Source organism: Burkholderia thailandensis E264, from assembly GCF_000012365.1.
In the GTDB taxonomy this organism is placed as follows: Bacteria; Pseudomonadota; Gammaproteobacteria; order Burkholderiales; family Burkholderiaceae; genus Burkholderia; species Burkholderia thailandensis.
On the sequence record NC_007651.1, the window covers coordinates 3,029,206 to 3,047,031 of the forward strand.

A 17,826-nucleotide genomic window follows, 5' to 3' on the forward strand; every position below is an offset into this window, starting at 1 on the left:
CATTGACGCATCGATGCATCGACGCATCGACGCATCGGAAAAGCGGTCGATCCGCCGTCGGCCGGCAAGCACGCGTCGCCGGCTCGCCGTCGCCGGACGCATCGCACGCGATGCGCAGCAGCCATCTGGCGCCCAACGTCGGCCAACCCGGTCGCGCGGCCAAGTGAGCGGGCATCGCCGGCACCGCGCGCGCCGATGCCAACCGCCCGTGGGGCAAGCACGGCGGACGGCGCGAAATCCCGGCATCGGCCAAGCGCGTCGAATCGTCCCTACCTCGAGCGCACCGACACGAACTTCCGCTCGTTTCCCCGCTGAATCAGCACCGCGACCGCCTTGCCGGCCTTCGCCTCCAACGCGGGCACCATGTCCGGCGTCTCGATCAGCGTGTCGTCGAACTCCAGCACGACGTCGCCCGGCCGGATGCCGGCATTCTCCGCCGGCCCGCGCACCGCATCGACCATCATCCCGACGGGCAGCCCCGTCGAGCGGCGCTCGTCGTCCGTCAGCGGATGCATCGTCAGGCCGAAGCGGTCCGCGCCGCCCGCCTCGCTGCTGCCCGCGCCCGCGTTCGCCGAGGCCGCCGCCGGCGATGCGCCCGCCGCCGCGCCCGCGCCGAGCATCACCGTCATCGGCATCCGGTTGCGGACCAGCGTGATCGGCACGCTCGCCGCAGGCGGCAGCGCCGCCACGTCGGCGGCGAGCTCGGACGAGCGGCCGAGCGGCCGGTCGCCCACCTGCACGATCACGTCGCCCGGCTTCAGGCCGACCGCGGCCGCGGGCGACCCCGGCTCGACCGCGTTGACGAGCGCGCCCGCCGGCCGCGGCAAGCCGAACGCGGCCGCGAGCCCGGGGCCCACGTCCTGCACGTCGACGCCAAGCCCGTTTTGCGCAGCCGCGCGCTGCGCCGGCTGAGCAGGCGGCTGCGCCTGCAGCACCTGCGCGCGCACCTTGGCCGCCATGCCGATCGGGATCGCGAACGTCACGTCCGGATTGCGATCGCCGCTTCCGTAGATCTGCACGTCGATGCCGATCACCTCGCCCGCGCGGTTGAACACCGGACCGCCCGAGTTGTCGAGGTTGCCGGTCACGTCGGTCTGGAAGAACGGGAAACGGCTGCCGTCGGGCAGCGTGCGCGACGTCGCGCTGACGATGCCCGTCGTCACAGTGTTCGCCGAGCCGTCGGGCGTGCCGATCGTCAGCACGGGCTCGCCGACGCGCACGCGCGACGAATCGCCGAGCCGCACGGTCGGCAACTTCGTCGCGTCGATCTGCAGCACGGCCACGTCGCTCTGGTCGTCGACCGCGAGCACCCGCGCCTTGAATTCGCGCCGGTCGATCAGCCGGACCGTCGCTTCGCTCGCCTGCCCGACCACGTAGGCGGTCGTCAGGATGAGCCCGTCGGCGCTGACGATGAAACCGGACCCGGCGCCCGCCATCGCGCGCGGTACGTTGTCCTGCGACGCGGGCGGCGGCATCGCGGCGGACTTGAAGTACGCGAAGAACGGATCGTCGGGATCGAGCGCCTCGAGACCGGACGCCGACATCTGCGGGTCCTGGGCGGGCACGCTCACGCTGACCACCGCGGGTCCGTATCGCTCGACGAGCGTGGGGAAATCGATCGGCCCTGCGGGGCCGGGCTGCGCGATCCGCTTCGCCTTCGCGGACGGAGACAGCGTGCCCGCTGCGACCTCCGCCGGCCGCAGGCACGCAAAGCCGGCGAGCGCCGCCCCGAGCACTGCGGCATGAATCAGGGCGCGGCCAAACGTTTGACGAGACACAGTGCACCTCCAAGGCAGTCGTTATGCCAGGGGCCCGTCGCGCGACGCGCGAAGGACTAGCACGCACTGATGAATCGATTATTGCATAGCGGCCGACTGCCGGAAGTCGGTGCTTTCACGAGATACGCCGCTTGCCGGAGCTTGCGACGAGCGTTCGCCGGATGCGCGCCGAACCGGCGGCGCGCATGCGTCCGGGCAGGCGGCGCGCATCGCGACGCGCGGAAACGGCTGGACGCGCACGCAGCTTCGATCGCGGATGATCGCCGCATCGATCCGGTTCGCGCGGCGCGTCGGCCGATCTTTCATGCAGACGGATCGCGCGAAGAAACATCCAACGCGCGACTTGGCGACCGTACTTCGACAGTTCCGGCGTAGATTCGAAAAAACCGCAACGGGAAATCGGCGGCAGCGCGCGGCGCGAAATACCGGCGGCGGCGCGATGACAGTTCGCCCGACACAGATTTCGACTCGCGACGGGCGGGCGGAATCGGCTCAACCGGCACCGCTCGCGGCCGCTCGGCCGCCTCGTCGTCCAGCCGGCCGCCGAGCGCTCATCCGGTGCCGCCGTCGCGCGTCGCCGCGCGCGAGGCGCCCGACGCGACGGCGGCAAACCCGGCCGCCCCCACCGCCAGCACTGCCGACGCGAGCCAGAGCGCCGGCGAGAACGATCCCGCGTGCGCGGCGAGCGGTGCGGCCGCGAGCGGCCCGACGATCTGCCCAACGCCGTATGACGCCGTCGCATAGCCCATCAGGCCGGCCGCGTGCTCGCCGCGCAGGCGGCGCGCTTCGCGCATCGCGAACAATGTGATCGCGGTGAACGGCAAGCCGACGAGCACGCTGCCGAGCGCGAACCCGGGCGTCGTCGGCCAGACGATGCCGAGCGCGACGCCGACCGCCTGCACGGCGCAGCACGCGGCGAGCAGCAGACGGTTGTCGCAGTGGCTCGGCAGCCGCGCGCCGAGCAGCGCGCCGACGATCAGCGCCGCGCCGAACATCGGCCAGAACAGGTCGGGCCACGGCGAATGCGCGGGCAGCGCGGCGCGGGCGATCACCGGCAGGAAGGTCGCGGTGATGATGTAGCCGAAGCCCGGCAGGCCGTAGAGGAGCACGAGCCAGAACGCGTCGCGGCGAGCGGAGACAGCCGATGGATTCGGCGTGCCGGCGGCCGGTGCGGCGGCGGCTTCGTGCCCGCCGGCGATGCTCGCCCGCGTGAAATTCCTTGTGGTTGCCGCTGTCGCCGCGTTGGCTGCGTTGGCTGCGTTGGCTGCGTTGGCTGCGTTGGCTGCGTTGGCTGCGTTGGCTGCGTTGGCTGCGTTGGCCGCCGAAACGGCCGCTCCGATCGATCCGGCCGCCAACTGCCCTTCACGCCGATCGCCCGCATCCGCGGCGTCGCGTTCATCGCCCAATTTCTGCCCGCCGCCACGCGAATGCCTGCGGCCCGCTGCGCCGAACGCGCGCCACACGAGCGCCGAGAGCACCGCCGACGCCGCCGCGAATCCGAACCACCCGAGCGCCGCGTGCCGCCCTGCCAGCGCGAAGCCGATCAGCCCGGTCGCGACAATCCCGAGCCCCGGCCCCGTATAGATGACGCCACCCCACGCAGGCGCGCCGTGCTCGACGACGCGCCGCAACCCCCATTGCGACGCGAACACGAACGTCCATGCGCTGACCGCGCCGCCGGCGAAGCGCACGAGCGCCCACAACCAGAACGGGCTCGCGACCCCCATCGCGAGCGTCAGCGCGACCGTCGCCGCGAGCCCTGCGCGCACCATCCGCGCCGGATCGACGGCGATGCGCGCGCACGTCATCGCACCGACGAAATAGCCGGCGTAATTCGCGGACGCGAGCCAGCCGCCGTGCCGGATGTCGAGCTCGCCGCCCGCGAGCATCAACGGCAGCAGCGGCGTGAATGCGAAACGCCCGACGCCGAGCGCGACCGCGAGCGCCACCGCGCCCGCCAGCGCCGCATCGCGCGCCGCGCGCTCGTCGGACGACGAATAGTTCGGCGCAGCCGGTGCGCCACGCAAGGAAGGAAGAGAGTTCATCGTTTCGAGGGCGAAGCGCCCGCCAAAGGGGCGGAAGCGTCGCGGCAAGATCGCGGTCATGGCCGAAGTCGATTCGATGCTAACTTGACTAATCGTTCTCGAAAAATGAATAATCGAAATTCGATCCATCCCACGGAGAGAATCATGGATCTCGCGGCCCTGGCGATCTTTCGCGCGGTCGTGCGCGAGAACGGCGTGACGCGCGCGGCGGCGAAGCTCAATCGCGTGCAATCGAACGTCACGACTCGCATCAAGCAACTGGAGGAACAGCTCGGCGCGCCGCTCTTCGTGCGCGATGGCCGCCGGCTCGTGCTCACGCCCGCCGGCGAGACGCTGCTGCCGTACGCGGAGCGCCTGCTCGCGCTCGCCGACGAGGCGCGCCACGCAGTCACCGAAAACCGGCCGCACGGCCGGCTGCGGCTCGGCGCGATGGAAAGCACCGCGGCGAGCCGGCTGCCCGCGTTTCTCGCCCGCTACCACCAGGCGTGGCCCGACGTCACGCTCGAGCTCGTCACCGGCACGACCGGCAAGCTGATCGGCCTCGTGCGCGATTTCGAGCTCGACGCCGCGCTCGTCGCGACGCCGGCCGGCTCCGAAGCGCTCGGCGAGCCGTTCGAGACGGCTTGCGCGTTCACCGAGGAACTCGTGCTGCTGACGCCGCGCGGCCATCCGCGCGTGCGCACGCCGCGCGACGTGCTGCTGCCGACGCTCGTCGCGTTCGAGCGCGGCTGCGCGTACCGCGGCTGCGTCGAGCGCTGGTACGCGGCGGCTGGGATCAAGCCCGAGCGCGTGCTCGAACTCGGCTCGTACCATGCGATCGTCGCGTGCGTCGCGGCGGGCGCGGGCGTCGCGGTCGCGCCGCGCTCGGTGCTCGCCGTCCAGCGCGAGCCGGACAGCCTCGGCGTGCATCCGATCGACGACATGCCGCCGATCGACACGATGCTCGTCTGGCGTCAAGGACATTTCTCGGCGGCGCTCGCCGCGCTGCGCGATGCATTGCGCGATGCCGCCGCGGCGGCGAACGCAACCGACGTCGCGGCGCACGAAGCGGCGAAGGTCGCGCGCCGGCGCGCGCGGCGCGGGACGGCGCGCGAGACGCTGTCCGCGTGACGCGGGATATGCGCGGATGCATCGTTCGCGTCGCGATCGTCGCGCCGCGACGTGACGCATGCGAGACGTCACGCAAGCATCGCCAAGCGCCGCAAACCTCGTCGAAGCAAAAGCAAAACGGTCCAGCCGGCACAAGCCGACTGGACCGTTACGGTCGTTCGATCATTCGATAGTCGCGCGGTCGCAGCGGCTCATGACGTTCGCCAACGCCAACGCGAGAGGCCGAATCGCCGGGACGCTGCGCGCGATCGGTCCGTCATCGACGCGCCGATCGATTCGGTCTTCCCGCAGCGCAAACGCGCGGCCTGCAATGCGCGCTTCACGTCATGCGATGCCGCCCCCGCCGCGAACGGCACGAAAACGCGACGAAAACGCCACGGAACCGGCACGAACCGGCACGAACCGGCACGCCGATCCCCGGCGCGCCGCCCCGTCGCGTTACAGGCGCTCCTCGACCCAGCCCTTGACGCCCGCGAGCGCCGCCGGCAGGTTAGCCGGCTCCGTGCCGCCCGCCTGCGCCATGTCCGGCCGGCCGCCGCCCTTGCCGCCCACCTGCTGCGCGACGAAGTTGACGAGCTCGCCCGCCTTCACCTTCTTGCTCGCGTCCGCGGTGACGCCGGCGATCAGGCTGACCTTGCCGCCGTCGACCGCCGCGAGCACGATCGCCGCGCTCTTGAGCTTGTCCTTCAGCTTGTCGACGGTTTCGCGCAGCGTCTTCGCATCGGCGCCGTCGAGCGTCGCGGCGAGCACGTGCACGCCACCCACTTCGACCGCCTGCTGCGCGAGCTCGTCGCCCTGGCTCGACGCGAGCTTCGACTTCAGCGCGCCAAGCTCCTTCTCGAGCGACTTGACCTGATCCTGCACCTGGCCGATCCGCTGGATCAGCTCGGACGGCTGCGCCTTCAGCGCGGCCGCCGCCGCGTTCACGCGCGCGTCGAGCGCCTGCACGTAGCGCACCGCGTTGTCGCCCGTGATCGCCTCGACGCGGCGAATGCCCGCCGCGACGCCGCCTTCCGCGACGATCTTGAACAAGCCGATGTCGCCCGTGCGGTGCACGTGCGTGCCGCCGCACAGCTCGCGCGAGAAGCCGAGATCGAGCACGCGCACTTCGTCGCCGTACTTCTCGCCGAAGAGCGCCATCGCGCCGCCCTTCACCGCGTCGTCATACGGCATCACGCGCACGATGCCCGGCGCGTTCGCGAGCACCTGCTCGTTGACGATTGCCTCGACGCGGCGGATTTCGTCGTCGGTCAGCGGCGCGTTGTGCGCGAAGTCGAAGCGGGTCTTGTCCGCGTCGACGAGCGAGCCCTTCTGCTGCACGTGCGAGCCGAGCACATCGCGCAGCGCCTTGTGCATCAGGTGCGTCGCCGAGTGGTTGCGCGCGGTGCGCGCGCGGCGCGCGGCGTCGATCTCCGCGCGAACCGCGTCGCCCACCTTCAGCACGCCCTGCTCGAGCTCGCCGTGGTGGCCGATCACGTCGGCCTGGACCTTCAGCGTATCGGCGACCGCGAAGCGCGTGGCCGCGTTCGCGAGCACGCCCTGATCGCCGACCTGGCCGCCCGATTCCGCATAGAACGGCGTGTGGTCGAGCACGACGACCGCGCTCTCGCCCGCCTTCACCTCGCCGACCGACGCGCCTTCGACGTACAGCGCGACGACCTTCGCGTCGTCGAACGCGATCTCCTCGTAGCCGTGGAACGTCGTCTTCGCGCCCGTGTATTCGAGGCCCTGCGTCGCCTTGAACTTGCCCGCCGCGCGCGCCTGCTCGCGCTGGCGCGCCATCGCGTCGTCGAACGCGGGCTCGTCGACCGTCACGCCGCGCTCGCGGCACACGTCCGCCGTCAGATCGAGCGGGAAGCCGTACGTGTCGTGCAGCTTGAACGCGAGTTCGCCGTCGAGCGTCTTGCCGCCCGCGGCGTCGAGATCGGCGAGCGCCGCCTCGAGGATCGACATCCCGTGCTCGATCGTCTCGAAGAAGCGCTCTTCCTCCTGGCGCAGCACGTCGGTCACGCGCTGCTCGGCTTCCTTCAGCTCCGGATAGGCGGCGCCCATCTCGGCGACGAGATCCGCCACGAGCTTGTGGAAGAACGGCCCCTTGCGGCCGAGCTTGTAGCCGTGGCGGATCGCGCGGCGCACGATCCGGCGCAGCACGTAGCCGCGGCCTTCGTTGCCGGGGATCACGCCGTCGACGATCAGGAACGAGCACGCGCGGATGTGATCGGCGATCACCTTCAGCGAGTTGTTCGCGAGATCGGCGACGCCCGTTTCGCGCGCCGACGCCTTGATCAGCTGCTGGAACAGGTCGATCTCGTAGTTGCTGTGCACGTGCTGCAGCACGGCCGCGATCCGCTCGAGGCCCATGCCGGTGTCGACGCACGGCTTCGGCAGGCGCGTCATGTTGCCCTGCGCGTCGCGGTTGAACTGCATGAACACGAGATTCCAGATCTCGATGTAGCGATCGCCGTCTTCCTCCGGCGACCCCGGCGGGCCGCCCCAGACGCCCGGGCCGTGATCGTAGAAGATCTCCGAGCACGGGCCGCACGGGCCGGTGTCGCCCATCTGCCAGAAATTGTCCGACGCGTAGCGCGCGCCCTTGTTGTCGCCGATCCGGATGATCCGCTCGGCGGGCACGCCCACTTCCTTCGCCCAGATGTCGTAGGCCTCGTCGTCGTCGTGATAGACGGTGACCCAGAGCTTGTCGGCGGGCAGCTTGTAGACGGTCGTCAAGAGCTCCCACGCGTAATGGATCGCGTCGCGCTTGAAGTAATCGCCGAACGAGAAGTTGCCGAGCATCTCGAAGAACGTATGGTGGCGCGCGGTGTAGCCGACGTTCTCGAGATCGTTGTGCTTGCCGCCCGCGCGCACGCTGCGCTGCGCGGTGGTCGCGCGGGAGTACGGGCGCGTCTCGGCGCCGAGGAACACGTCCTTGAACTGCACCATCCCCGAATTGGTGAAGAGCAGCGTGGGGTCGTTACCGGGCACGAGGCTCGACGAGCGGACGATCGTGTGGCCCTTCGATTCGAAGAACTTGAGGAATTTCTCGCGGATTTCGGCGGCTTTCATAGCGTGCGGGGACGGTCAGGCCAAAACTGGGTTGAGCGCCGGCCGCTCCGGCTCAAGCGGGCGGCGGCGGGTTTCTGAAACGATCGATTATACGGGATAGATCCGCGGTCGCGGCCGGCGGGCGTTCCGGGCAGGCGGCGGCCCGTCGGGGCGATGAGCCGGGCGGTGGCGCGGACGGCGTCCCGGGGCCATCCCCGGGGCGTGCTGGCGTGCGCCGGATGCGCGGGGTCGTTCGGCGGCCACGCTCGAACCGAACGCCCCCCGCTGCGCCCCGCCCGCCTCGCTTGCGCGACAACCGCGCACGAATCGCTTTAAGATGCGGCGGGAGACACCGACCGGACAACCCAACCCGGCGCCCGCCCGCGCGATCGCGCCATGCCCGGCGCGATGCCTGCGCGCGCGCCGGCCGATAGCGCAGCCAACAGAGGAGACTGATCGAAGATGGGAACCCTCAGCCATATCCGCGTCCTGGACCTGAGCCGCGTGCTCGCCGGCCCGTGGTGCGCGCAGACGCTTGCCGATCTCGGCGCCGACGTGATCAAGGTCGAGCGCCCGGAACTCGGCGACGACACCCGGCACTGGGGCCCGCCGTACCTGAAAACGCCGGACGGCGCCGACACGCGCGAGGCCGCGTACTACCTCGCCGCGAACCGCAACAAGCGCTCGGTGACGGTCGACATCGCGACGCCCGAGGGCCAGCGGATCGTCCGCGAGCTCGCCGCGCAATGCGATGTCGTGCTCGAGAACTACAAGGTCGGCCAGCTCGCGAAATACGGGCTCGACTATGCGTCGCTCGCGGCCGTAAAGCCCGATCTCGTCTACTGCTCGGTGACGGGCTTCGGCCAGACGGGCCCGTACGCGCACCGCGCCGGGTACGACTTCATCATCCAGGGGATGGGCGGCTTCATGAGCATCACGGGCGAGCGCGACGGCCTGCCGGGCGGCGGTCCGCAGAAGGCGGGCGTCGCGATCGCCGATCTCGCGACGGGCCTCTATTCGACGATCGCGATCCTCGCCGCGCTCGCGCACCGCGACCGCACGGGTTGCGGCCAGCACATCGACATGGCGCTCCTCGACGTGCAGGTCGCGCTCCTCGCGAACATGAACACGAACTTCCTCGCGAGCGGCAAGCCGCCGGTGCGCTGGGGCAACGCGCATCCGAACATCGTGCCGTACCAGACGTTCGAGACGAGCGACGGCTGGATCATCGTCGCGGTCGGCAACGACGGCCAGTTCCGCAAGTTCGTCGACGCGGGCGGGCGGGCGGAGCTCGCCGACGACGCGCGCTTCGCGACGAATCCGGCGCGCGTGCGCCATCGCGACACGCTCGTGCCGATCATCGCGGAGATGACGAAGACGCGCACGAAGCGCGAGTGGCTCGACGCGCTCGAGGCGCTCGGCGTGCCGTGCGGGCCGATCAACGATCTCGCCGAAGTATTCGACGACGAGCAGGTGCGCGCGCGGGGCATGCAGGTCGAGCTGCCGCACCCGAGCGGCGCGACCGTGAAGCTCGTGCGCAACCCGATCCGGATGAGCGAGACGCCGCCCGACGCGCGCAGCGCGCCGCCGCTCCTCGGCGAGCATACGGACGCGGTGCTGCGCGACATGCTCGGCTACGGCGACGCGGCGATCGCGGCGCTTCGCGACAAGCGCGTCGTCTGAACGCGGCGGGCGGGCGCGCGCCGACATCGCACCGTCATGGCCAATCGGTACAAAGCGGGCTATCCCGCTTTTTTCCGCCGAGGTTGCGCATGTCGTCACGCCGCAAGTTCCTGCTGTCCACGTCCGCCGCCGCGACGCTGCCGCTCGTCGGCGCGGTCGTCACCGCGTGCAACGACAGCATCGCCGAGCCCGCGATCGGCGATGCCGAGCTCGCGCGCCAGATGGTCGGCAAGCTGACCGCCGAGCTGAACGACGCGCCGAGCGCCGCCGCGATCGCGCCGTACCTGATGGACATCGGCTTCACGTGGGATCTGCCGACGATCGCCGCCGCCCGGATCGATCGCATCGTCGCATACGGCTTCGGCAACCGCGCGAACGCGGCGAGCGGCAACACGCCGACGAACGGCGCGAACCAGACCGCGCTGCCCGACCCCGGCCCCGTCAACGAGGCGCTCGCGGACGCGGTCTACCGAATTCGCCGGTTGAAGCCCGTCAAGGTCTACGCGCAGTGGGAAATCGCGCGCTTTCTCGCGTCGAAGTATCAGATGGCGGACGTCCGTTCGATCGAGCCCGTCGTCGCCGCGGACGGCTCGGTCACGTACCTGAGCACCGATGGCGTCGCCGCCGCGATCATCGCGCTCGAAGGAAGCGCGGCGGCGATGGGCAACGTCGCGGTCGTCGGCCACCGCGATCATGCGAAGCGCTGCATCCAGACCTCGCGGGCGCGTGGGATGAAGGCGGCCGCCGTCGCGGAAGTCCCGCTGCCGACGCTGTACGACCCGCAGTCCGGCCAGGCCTGGACGCGCCGCCGCGACCTGTACCTCGTTCACGACATGTACGCGCAACTCGCGACGCTGCGCGCGAACCTGATCGCGACGGCTTACCCGAACGGCTGACTCCTCGGCGATCGCACGAGGGCATCGCGGTGCGAATACGCGCGGGCGCACGCTGGCCGGCGACAGTCATGCGTCCAAAGACGCAAGCCGAAACGAGGAGAGCCTGAGGAACCCGAAGGCGGAAAGACCGGAAGGAAACAAGCGGAAAGGCGCAAACCACGGCGACGATCGATGCGCGACGCCGGCAAATCGCCCGCGGCCGCCGCGCCCAACCCAGCGCCGTCGCAACGGAACGCCGCGAAACCCGGCTCGCGAAGACGCCGGCGCGGCGCCGAGCATCCGCCGCGAAATCAAGCGGACGGAGGACGCCCGGCCGTAAACGAAACAGGGCGCGCCGGTGGCGCGCCCTGCTGCCCGACTGCGTGAGGCATGCGGATCAGTTGACGACTCAGGTTCGCAAAGGACTAGGCGAGCGTCGAAGCGCGTCGAACGAGACGCAGTTGCCGCGCCGCGCCCGCATCCGGCCGCCGCCCGCGGCCTTGACGCGCCCGAAGCGCCGGGCCGCGCCCGCGAGCGAGACGGCCGCCGCTTCAGCGCACGCCCGCGCCGACGAGGCCGCCGGCCGCCGCGCCCGCGACCGTGCCGATCGGCCCGCCCGTGATCAGATAGCCGAGCGCGCCGCCCGCCGCCGCGCCGATGCCGGCGTTGCGTTGCGTGCGGTTCATCGCGCACGCGCTGAGGCTGGCGAGCGCAACGGCGATGACGGTGGTGCGAACGAGAAAGCGAGTCTTCTTCATCATCATGATGCTGTCTTCGAGAGCGTTGCCGCGCATGGCACGGCGCGGCGGCATGAAATCCGGGCAGGAATCCGGATGAGCGCATCTTAAAAAAGCGAAATCGGGCCGGCAAGGCGATTTACGTCCCGTTACAGCGGCAACACGTCCCGCACAAACGCCGAAAAAACGCGCCGCGCCGCCCGCCGCAAGGGGCCGCGCTCCTCAGGACGCCCGTCCGTCAGGTAGAATTGACGAATTCGGGCGGCGCGGCACGCGTCCCCTCCCCTTTTCTTCCCTGTTCCGCATGAGCACCGAACGCACCGACGCCACCGCGCCATCCAATTTCATCCGCAACATCATCGACGACGACAACCGCACGGGCAAATGGAGCGGCCGCGTCGAGACGCGCTTTCCGCCCGAGCCGAACGGCTATCTGCACATCGGCCATGCGAAGAGCATCTGCCTGAACTTCAGCGTCGCGCGCGACTACGGCGGCGTGTGCCACCTGCGCTTCGACGACACGAATCCGGAAAAGGAAAGCGTCGAGTACGTGAACTCGATCGTCGACGCGGTGCGCTGGCTCGGCTTCGACTGGCAAAAGGCCGGCGTTGACCATCAGTATTTCGCGAGCGACTACTACGACAGGCTCTATGAATTCGCCGAACTGCTGATCCAGCGCGGCAAGGCGTACGTCGACAGCCAGAGCGCCGACGAGATGCGCACGAACCGCGGCTCGCTGACCGAGCCGGGCACGCCGTCGCCGTTCCGCGACCGCTCGCCCGACGAAAGCCTCGACCTGTTCCGCAGGATGAAGGCGGGCGAATTCGGCGAAGGCGAGCATGTGCTGCGCGCGAAGATCGACATGAGCTCGCCGAACATGAACATGCGCGACCCGGTGATCTACCGGATTCGCTACGCGCATCACTACCGCACGGGCGACAAGTGGTGCGTCTACCCGATGTACGACTACACGCACTGCATCTCGGACGCGCTCGAGGGCATCACGCACTCGCTGTGCACGCTCGAATTCGAGGATCACCGCCCGCTCTACGACTGGGTGCTCAACGAGCTCGCCGACGCCGGCGTGTTCGCGCGGCCGCTGCCGCAGCAAATCGAATTCTCGCGCCTGAACCTCACCTATGCGATCACGAGCAAGCGCAAATTGCTGCAGCTCGTGACGGAAGGCCACGTCGACGGCTGGGACGATCCGCGGATGCCGACGATCGTCGGCGTGCGCCGCCGCGGCTTCACGCCGGAGAGCATCCAGCTCTTCTGCGAGCGGATCGGCGTGACGAAGGTCGATTCGTGGATCGACATGAGCGTGTTCGAAGGCGCGCTGCGCGACGACCTCGACGACAAGGCGCCGCGCACGGTGGCCGTGCTCGATCCGCTCAAGCTCGTCATCGACAACTATCCGGAAGGTCAGACCGAGGAATGCACGGCGCCCGTGCACCCGCACCATCCGGAGCGCGGCCAGCGCGCGTTCCCGATCTCGCGCGAGCTGTGGATCGAGCGCGAGGATTTCAACGAGAATCCGCCGAAGGGCTATTTCCGGCTGTTCCCGGGCAACAAGGTGCGGCTGCGCTACGGCTACGTGATCGAATGCACGGGCGCGGACAAGGACGAGCACGGCAACGTGACCGCCGTTCACTGCAACTACTATCCGGACAGCAAGTCGGGCACCGAGGGCGCGAACAACTACAAGGTCAAGGGCAACATCCATTGGGTGAGCGCCGCGCACGCGTGCCCGGCCGAAGTGCGGATCTACGATCGCCTGTTCAAGGAGCCGCATCCGGACGCGGGCGGCCGCAACTTCCTCGAGGCGCTGAATCCGGATTCGAAGAAGATCGTCCAGGCCTATCTCGAGCCGGGCGCGCGCGATGCGCTGCCGGAAGCGCGCTATCAGTTCGAGCGGCACGGCTATTTCGTCGCCGATCGCGTCGATTCGAAGCCCGGCCAGCCGGTGTTCAACCGAATCGTCGGCCTGCGCGACAGCTGGGGCAAACCGGCCTGACGTCCGGAGCGCGGGGTCGCCCGCGCGATGGCGGCGCCGAAAAGGAAATGCCCGGTTCAAGCCGGGCATTTTCGTTTGATGCCCGCGTCGGTGCGGCGAGCATTCGGCGCTTGACGGCCGGCGCGCAACGCGTCGCCCGTGCCGCCCGTGCCGCCGCCCGAGGTCGAACCGAGATCGCCCCCGCGTCGCGTTCGGGCGTCGAAGCCGCGCCGCCATGCATCGGCCCGGCATCCGCCCGCCAGCACGAGGCATGAAGAAAACCATGCCAAGCGCGACGGGCGCGCCTCGTCGCGCTCAGCGCGGAAGATCCCGATGCAGTTCCTCGAGCGACAGCGTCGTGCCGAAGAGCCGCGCGAGGCTGCGGCTCGCATACGCGTCGACGTCGGCGGGCTCCGTCCAGCGAAACGCGTCCATCTCGGGAATCATCGAGCCGTCGCGGCGGCTCGGGAACATCGACGTGCACGTGCAGCGCGACAGATCCGTCTCGCCGGCCGCGGCGCGCGCGGCGAACAGGTGCAGATCCTTGTCGTGCCGATAGGCGAAGAGGCCCAGATCGACGAGGCGAGCAGGATCGAGCACGATGCCCGTCTCCTCGACGAGCTCGCGCAGCGCCGCCTGCCGCGCGGTCTCTCCCGGCTCGCCCTGCCCCTTCGGGATGTCCCAGTGCGCCGTGTCGGTCGCGTGCGCGAGCAGCACGCGACCGGCGGAATCGAGCAGCACGACCCCGCACGACACCGTGCGCGGGCGGCCCCGCGGCTTCGTCGCGCTCATCCGCGCGTCACGCCCGCGTCAGCGCTTCTGCAACTGCCATTTGCCGGTCGAGGTCTTGCAATAGAGCGGCCGCAGCGTCATCGACTGCCCCTTCGCCTCGATCTCGGTCCTGATCTCGCGGCACGCGCGGCCTTCCTGCTCGTTCGTGGTCGGCGTGAGCTTCGCCGCGAGCTTCGTGCCTCGGCCGTCGTTGGCCCAGTCGACGGTCTCCCCGTCCTTGCCCTCGTCGCGAACCTTCTGCACGGCCTTCGCGAGCGACGCGGTGTCCGCCTTGCTGAAATAGCTGATCGGCGTGTCGTTCAGGAAGTTCAGGTTGTTCTGCGCATGCGCGGCAAGCGCGGCGGCCGCACATGCGGCACCCGCCAGCACGCGCGACAGGATCGAGACACGGGCTCGCATCGTCATGTTGTTCTCCTTTGGAAGCAATCGAATGTCCCGGCGCACGGCTTTGGTCGCGCGCCGGGAGAGCGCTCAAGGATAACTGCAACGAACGGTATTTGAAACCGATCGGGCGGCGGCGCACCGCTTCACGTGGACTTCGCCGGCCGAATCCGGCGACGAAATCGCGCGGCGAGGTGGGCGATGCGGGCGATGCGCGGCGACCTGTCGCGCCGCCCCTGCACGTGCGGGCGCGCGAGCGTGACGTCACGGCATGCCGCGCCACGCCCGGTCGCCGACGCTCGGCTCACTGTCAGTACCGCAGCCCAAAACCGCGCGGATAGCGCAACGGCCCCGTCGAGCCGTCCGCGTTCAACGCGTGGATCGCGACCGGCAGCTTGCCCACCGGCCGCTCGACGCCCAGCATCGCGTCGACGGCGGCGGGCAGCGACGGGCCGCGCAAGCCGCCTTCGTAGCCGTAGTACGCGTATGTGGCGAGCGTCGCGTCCGCGACGTCGTCGTAGCTGATCGCGTCGTACGGCGCGCGCATCGTCACGTGGATCACGGTCTTGCGCCGCGCCTTCGCGTAGTCCATCGCATTGCGCATCTGCTGCGCCTCGCTCGGCGCCGTGGCCGCGGCGAGCACGCTCGGGCGCGCGCGGACGTCCGTCGCCGCGTCCGCCCGCTCGACGTGGTCGAAGATCACCGAGCCCTCCTCCTCGCCCTTCGCGGGCGCGGCCTGCCGCATCAGCGCGGCGGCGGGCGCCGGCGGGCTCACCCGCGCATTCGGATCGCCGTTGTGCTCGACGGGCGTCACGCCCGTCGACAGCGTGCCGACGATCACGATGTCGGCCGCATCGATCGCCTGCTGCTGTTCGGCCCACGTGATCGCGCTCAGCTTCGCGCCCGTCGCGAGCGGATGGCCGAGCTCGACGAAGCGCCGCCGCATCGCCTCCGCCTGCTCGCCCCACGGCGTCAGGATGAAGATCCGCCGGCCGGCCGCCTGCAGCGGCAGCGTGCCGTTCTCGTTGCGCAGCACCGTGATCGACTTTTGCGCGAGGTCGCGCTCGATTGCGCGATGCGCGGGCCCGCCGATCGACGCCAGTTCGTCGACCGGCCGGCCGCGGTCCGACGCGACAATGCCGTTGCGCAGCTTCGTCAGCACGATCCGGCGCACCGAGCTGTCGAATTCGGCGCGATCGATCCGGCCCGAATCGACGGCCGCGGCCACGCGATCGACGAGCGCCGCAAGGCGCCCTGCGTCGGCCGCCGTGCGGAACTCGACGGGCATCAGCGCGATGTCGACGTCCGCCTGGAACACCTTGATGACCGCGTCGGCCTCGTCGAAGAAATCGGCGATGCCCTTCATGTCGAGCGCATCGGTGATCGTCACCCCCCGGTAGCCGAACTCGCCGCGCAGGATATCGTGCTGGATGCGCCGCGACATCGTCGCGGGCGCGATCATCTGCTCGCCCGTGCGCGTCGTGACGCGCGTGTCGTCGAGCGACGGATACTGGATGTGCGCGGTCATGATCATGTCGGGCGCCTCGCCCGACTCGATCGCCTGCCGGTACGGCGCGAGATCGATCGCGTAGGCGTCGGCGCGCGACTTGATCACGACGGGCAATCCGTAGTGCGAATCGGTGTCCGTGTCGCCGTGCCCGGGAAAATGCTTGAACGTGCCGATCACGCGCTCGCTCGCCATCCCCTGCACCATGCGCCGGCCGAGCAGGCCGATCGTCGCCGGATCGTCGCCGAACGCGCGCACGTTGATGACCGGATTGAGCGGATTGCTGTTCACGTCGACGTCCGGCGCGAAATTCACGTTGAAGCCGACCGCCGCGATTTCGGCCGCGAGCACGCGGCCCATGTCGTACGCGAGCCGGTCGTCCCTCGTCGCCTCGTATGCCGCGCCGAGCGCCATGTTGCCGGAAAACGCGGTCGCTTCGACGCGCGGCAGGCGGAACACGTTGCCGCCCTCCTCATCGATGCCGATCAGGAGGCCGACCGGGCTGTCGGCCGCGGGCGCGGCCCGAATGCCGTCGATCAGCCGGCGCGTCTGCTCGATGCCCGTCAGGTTGTTCGAGAACAGGATCACGCCGCCGACGCCGCTATCGCGCAACGCGTCGCGCGCGGCGGCCGGAAATTCAGTCATGCCGGCCGTGCAGGCAGGCTGGCCGTCCGGGCACCAATACCGGAACGCCATCATCAGCTTCTGGCCGACCTTCTGCCGGGTCGTCATCCGTTCGACGATCGCGTCCGCGCGCGACTCGATCGCCGCGTCGTCGTCGCCCGTGCACCCGCCGAGCATCGCCGTCACCGCGAGCGCGACGGGCAAATGAACCAAGCTTTTCTTGCGCATCTTCACCGAATCCTCGCCGCGCGCATTCCCGCGGCATTCACGTCGTTTCATTCGTCATCCGGCGTCCCTATCGGCTTTCGGTTCATCGGTACTCCGGAACTTCACGCGTATTCATTCACTCAGAATGCCCATTCATCGAATTCGTCAAACGAGTGATCGATATGCGACTTCTGCCGCGAACGTTCTCGCCGATTCGGCAGTGCGCGCAGCATAGCACGGTGCTTTTCATGCTGCTTTCCATTTTCCGCGCATCGAATGCGCATGCGGAAATCGACCGAATCACGGCCGCGCAATGCGCGGATATGCATGCCGAATCCGTGATAAGCGACCATTCACCGGTTCAATGCGAGCGATTGAGAAACGTGTCGTTCGATTACGTGAATTTCGACGGCCGGATTCAAAAAGGCGAGATCGTCGTGCTCGATGCGCTCGCCGCGCGCGTGCAGACGATCTTCCGCACACTGTACGACATGCGCTTTCCGTTGGCCAAGGCCGTGCCGATCGAGCGCTATCGCGGCGACGACGGCGCGTCGATGCGCGACGACAACACGTCGGGGTTCAATGCGCGGCGCAAGACGGGCGGCGACGCGTGGTCGATGCATGCGTACGGCGTCGCGATCGACGTCAATCCCGTCCAGAACCCGTACGTGTCGTTCGGCGACGACGGCGCGGCGCGCGTGCTGCCCGAGTCGGCCGCGAAGACGGCGATGAACCGGCTCGACGAGCGGCCGGACAAGCCGGCGCGGCCGGGCATGGCCGAACGCGCCGTCGACGTGTTCGCGAACAACGGCTTCCTGCGCTGGGGCGGCTATTGGGACGACCCGATCGACTATCAGCACTTCGAAGTGGGCTCGCGCGCGCTCGTCGCGCGCATGGTCGAGGCGTCGCCCGACGACGCGCGCCGGATGTTCGAGCAATACGTCGCGTCGTATGCGCAGTGCATTGCGCGCACGCGGCGCGCGAGCCATGAGGCGGCGCGCGCCGCGTGTGTCGCCGATGCGCTGCGCGAATGACGCGCGCGCGCCGCGCCG

At 69.6% G+C, this 17,826-nt stretch carries 14 protein-coding genes; 6 read left to right on the plus strand and 8 right to left on the minus strand.

Features of this window, described 5'->3' with window-relative positions:
• Positions 1-269 precede the first annotated feature (269 nt).
• On the minus strand, positions 270-1,778 hold the full coding sequence (locus BTH_RS25745) for a trypsin-like peptidase domain-containing protein (protein ID WP_011402443.1): 1,509 nt from the start codon (positions 1,776-1,778) through the stop codon (positions 270-272).
• A gap of 551 nt (positions 1,779-2,329) precedes the next feature.
• Entirely contained in the window at positions 2,330-3,823 is a 1,494-nt protein-coding gene (locus BTH_RS25755; RefSeq protein WP_025988538.1) for a YbfB/YjiJ family MFS transporter, read from the minus strand.
• A 144-nt stretch (positions 3,824-3,967) separates the two neighbouring features.
• On the opposite strand from BTH_RS25755, the gene BTH_RS25760 reads away from it, so the two are divergent.
• Positions 3,968-4,933, plus strand: a complete 966-nt coding sequence (locus tag BTH_RS25760; protein WP_009891696.1) for a LysR substrate-binding domain-containing protein — start codon at positions 3,968-3,970, stop codon at positions 4,931-4,933.
• A gap of 438 nt (positions 4,934-5,371) precedes the next feature.
• Here the strand turns inward: BTH_RS25760 and alaS are convergent, their stop codons facing one another.
• Complete coding sequence (gene alaS / locus BTH_RS25770) at positions 5,372-7,996, minus strand: alanine--tRNA ligase (RefSeq protein ID WP_009891699.1); 2,625 nt, start codon at positions 7,994-7,996, stop codon at positions 5,372-5,374.
• Between the two features lie 441 nt (positions 7,997-8,437).
• Here alaS and BTH_RS25775 point away from each other — a divergent pair, with 441 nt between their 5' ends.
• Positions 8,438-9,658 (plus strand): CaiB/BaiF CoA transferase family protein, encoded by a 1,221-nt coding sequence (locus BTH_RS25775; RefSeq protein ID WP_009891700.1) that lies wholly within the window; start codon positions 8,438-8,440, stop codon positions 9,656-9,658.
• 89 nt (positions 9,659-9,747) lie between these two features.
• On the plus strand, positions 9,748-10,554 hold the full coding sequence (locus tag BTH_RS25780; protein WP_009909736.1) for a hypothetical protein: 807 nt from the start codon (positions 9,748-9,750) through the stop codon (positions 10,552-10,554).
• A 530-nt stretch (positions 10,555-11,084) separates the two neighbouring features.
• On the opposite strand, the gene BTH_RS34675 is transcribed toward BTH_RS25780, so the two are convergent.
• A complete protein-coding gene (locus BTH_RS34675) occupies positions 11,085-11,327 on the minus strand; it encodes an ornithine acetyltransferase (RefSeq protein ID WP_009891704.1) in 243 nt (80 codons plus the stop codon).
• Positions 11,328-11,574: 247 nt separating this feature from the next.
• Between BTH_RS34675 and BTH_RS25790 the strand changes: the two genes are divergently transcribed.
• The gene (locus BTH_RS25790; protein WP_009891706.1) at positions 11,575-13,284 is read left to right on the plus strand and encodes a glutamine--tRNA ligase/YqeY domain fusion protein; all 1,710 of its coding nucleotides are present in this window, start codon (positions 11,575-11,577) and stop codon (positions 13,282-13,284) included.
• A gap of 294 nt (positions 13,285-13,578) precedes the next feature.
• Here the strand turns inward: BTH_RS25790 and BTH_RS25795 are convergent, their stop codons facing one another.
• From BTH_RS25795 to BTH_RS25805, 3 genes are all read right to left on the minus strand, one after another.
• On the minus strand, positions 13,579-14,055 hold the full coding sequence (locus BTH_RS25795; RefSeq protein ID WP_009891707.1) for an NUDIX hydrolase: 477 nt from the start codon (positions 14,053-14,055) through the stop codon (positions 13,579-13,581).
• An 18-nt stretch (positions 14,056-14,073) separates the two neighbouring features.
• A complete protein-coding gene (locus BTH_RS25800; RefSeq protein WP_009891709.1) occupies positions 14,074-14,460 on the minus strand; it encodes an RT0821/Lpp0805 family surface protein in 387 nt (128 codons plus the stop codon).
• 286 nt (positions 14,461-14,746) lie between these two features.
• Positions 14,747-16,846, minus strand: coding sequence for a glycoside hydrolase family 3 protein (locus tag BTH_RS25805; RefSeq protein ID WP_009891711.1), 2,100 nt, complete (start codon positions 16,844-16,846; stop codon positions 14,747-14,749).
• On the opposite strand from BTH_RS25805, the gene BTH_RS35775 reads away from it, so the two are divergent.
• Positions 16,772-16,951: a hypothetical protein gene (locus BTH_RS35775; RefSeq protein WP_009905872.1), complete on the plus strand. Its 180-nt coding sequence runs from the start codon at positions 16,772-16,774 to the stop codon at positions 16,949-16,951. The two genes, BTH_RS25805 and BTH_RS35775, sit on opposite strands and share 75 nt — an antisense overlap.
• On the opposite strand, the gene BTH_RS35340 is transcribed toward BTH_RS35775, so the two are convergent.
• Positions 16,915-17,127, minus strand: a complete 213-nt coding sequence (locus BTH_RS35340; protein WP_223297083.1) for a hypothetical protein — start codon at positions 17,125-17,127, stop codon at positions 16,915-16,917. The genes BTH_RS35775 and BTH_RS35340 overlap by 37 nt on opposite strands.
• On the opposite strand from BTH_RS35340, the gene BTH_RS25810 reads away from it, so the two are divergent.
• Complete coding sequence (locus BTH_RS25810; RefSeq protein ID WP_235378641.1) at positions 17,098-17,808, plus strand: M15 family metallopeptidase; 711 nt, start codon at positions 17,098-17,100, stop codon at positions 17,806-17,808. The genes BTH_RS35340 and BTH_RS25810 overlap by 30 nt on opposite strands.
• Positions 17,809-17,826: the final 18 nt, after the last annotated feature.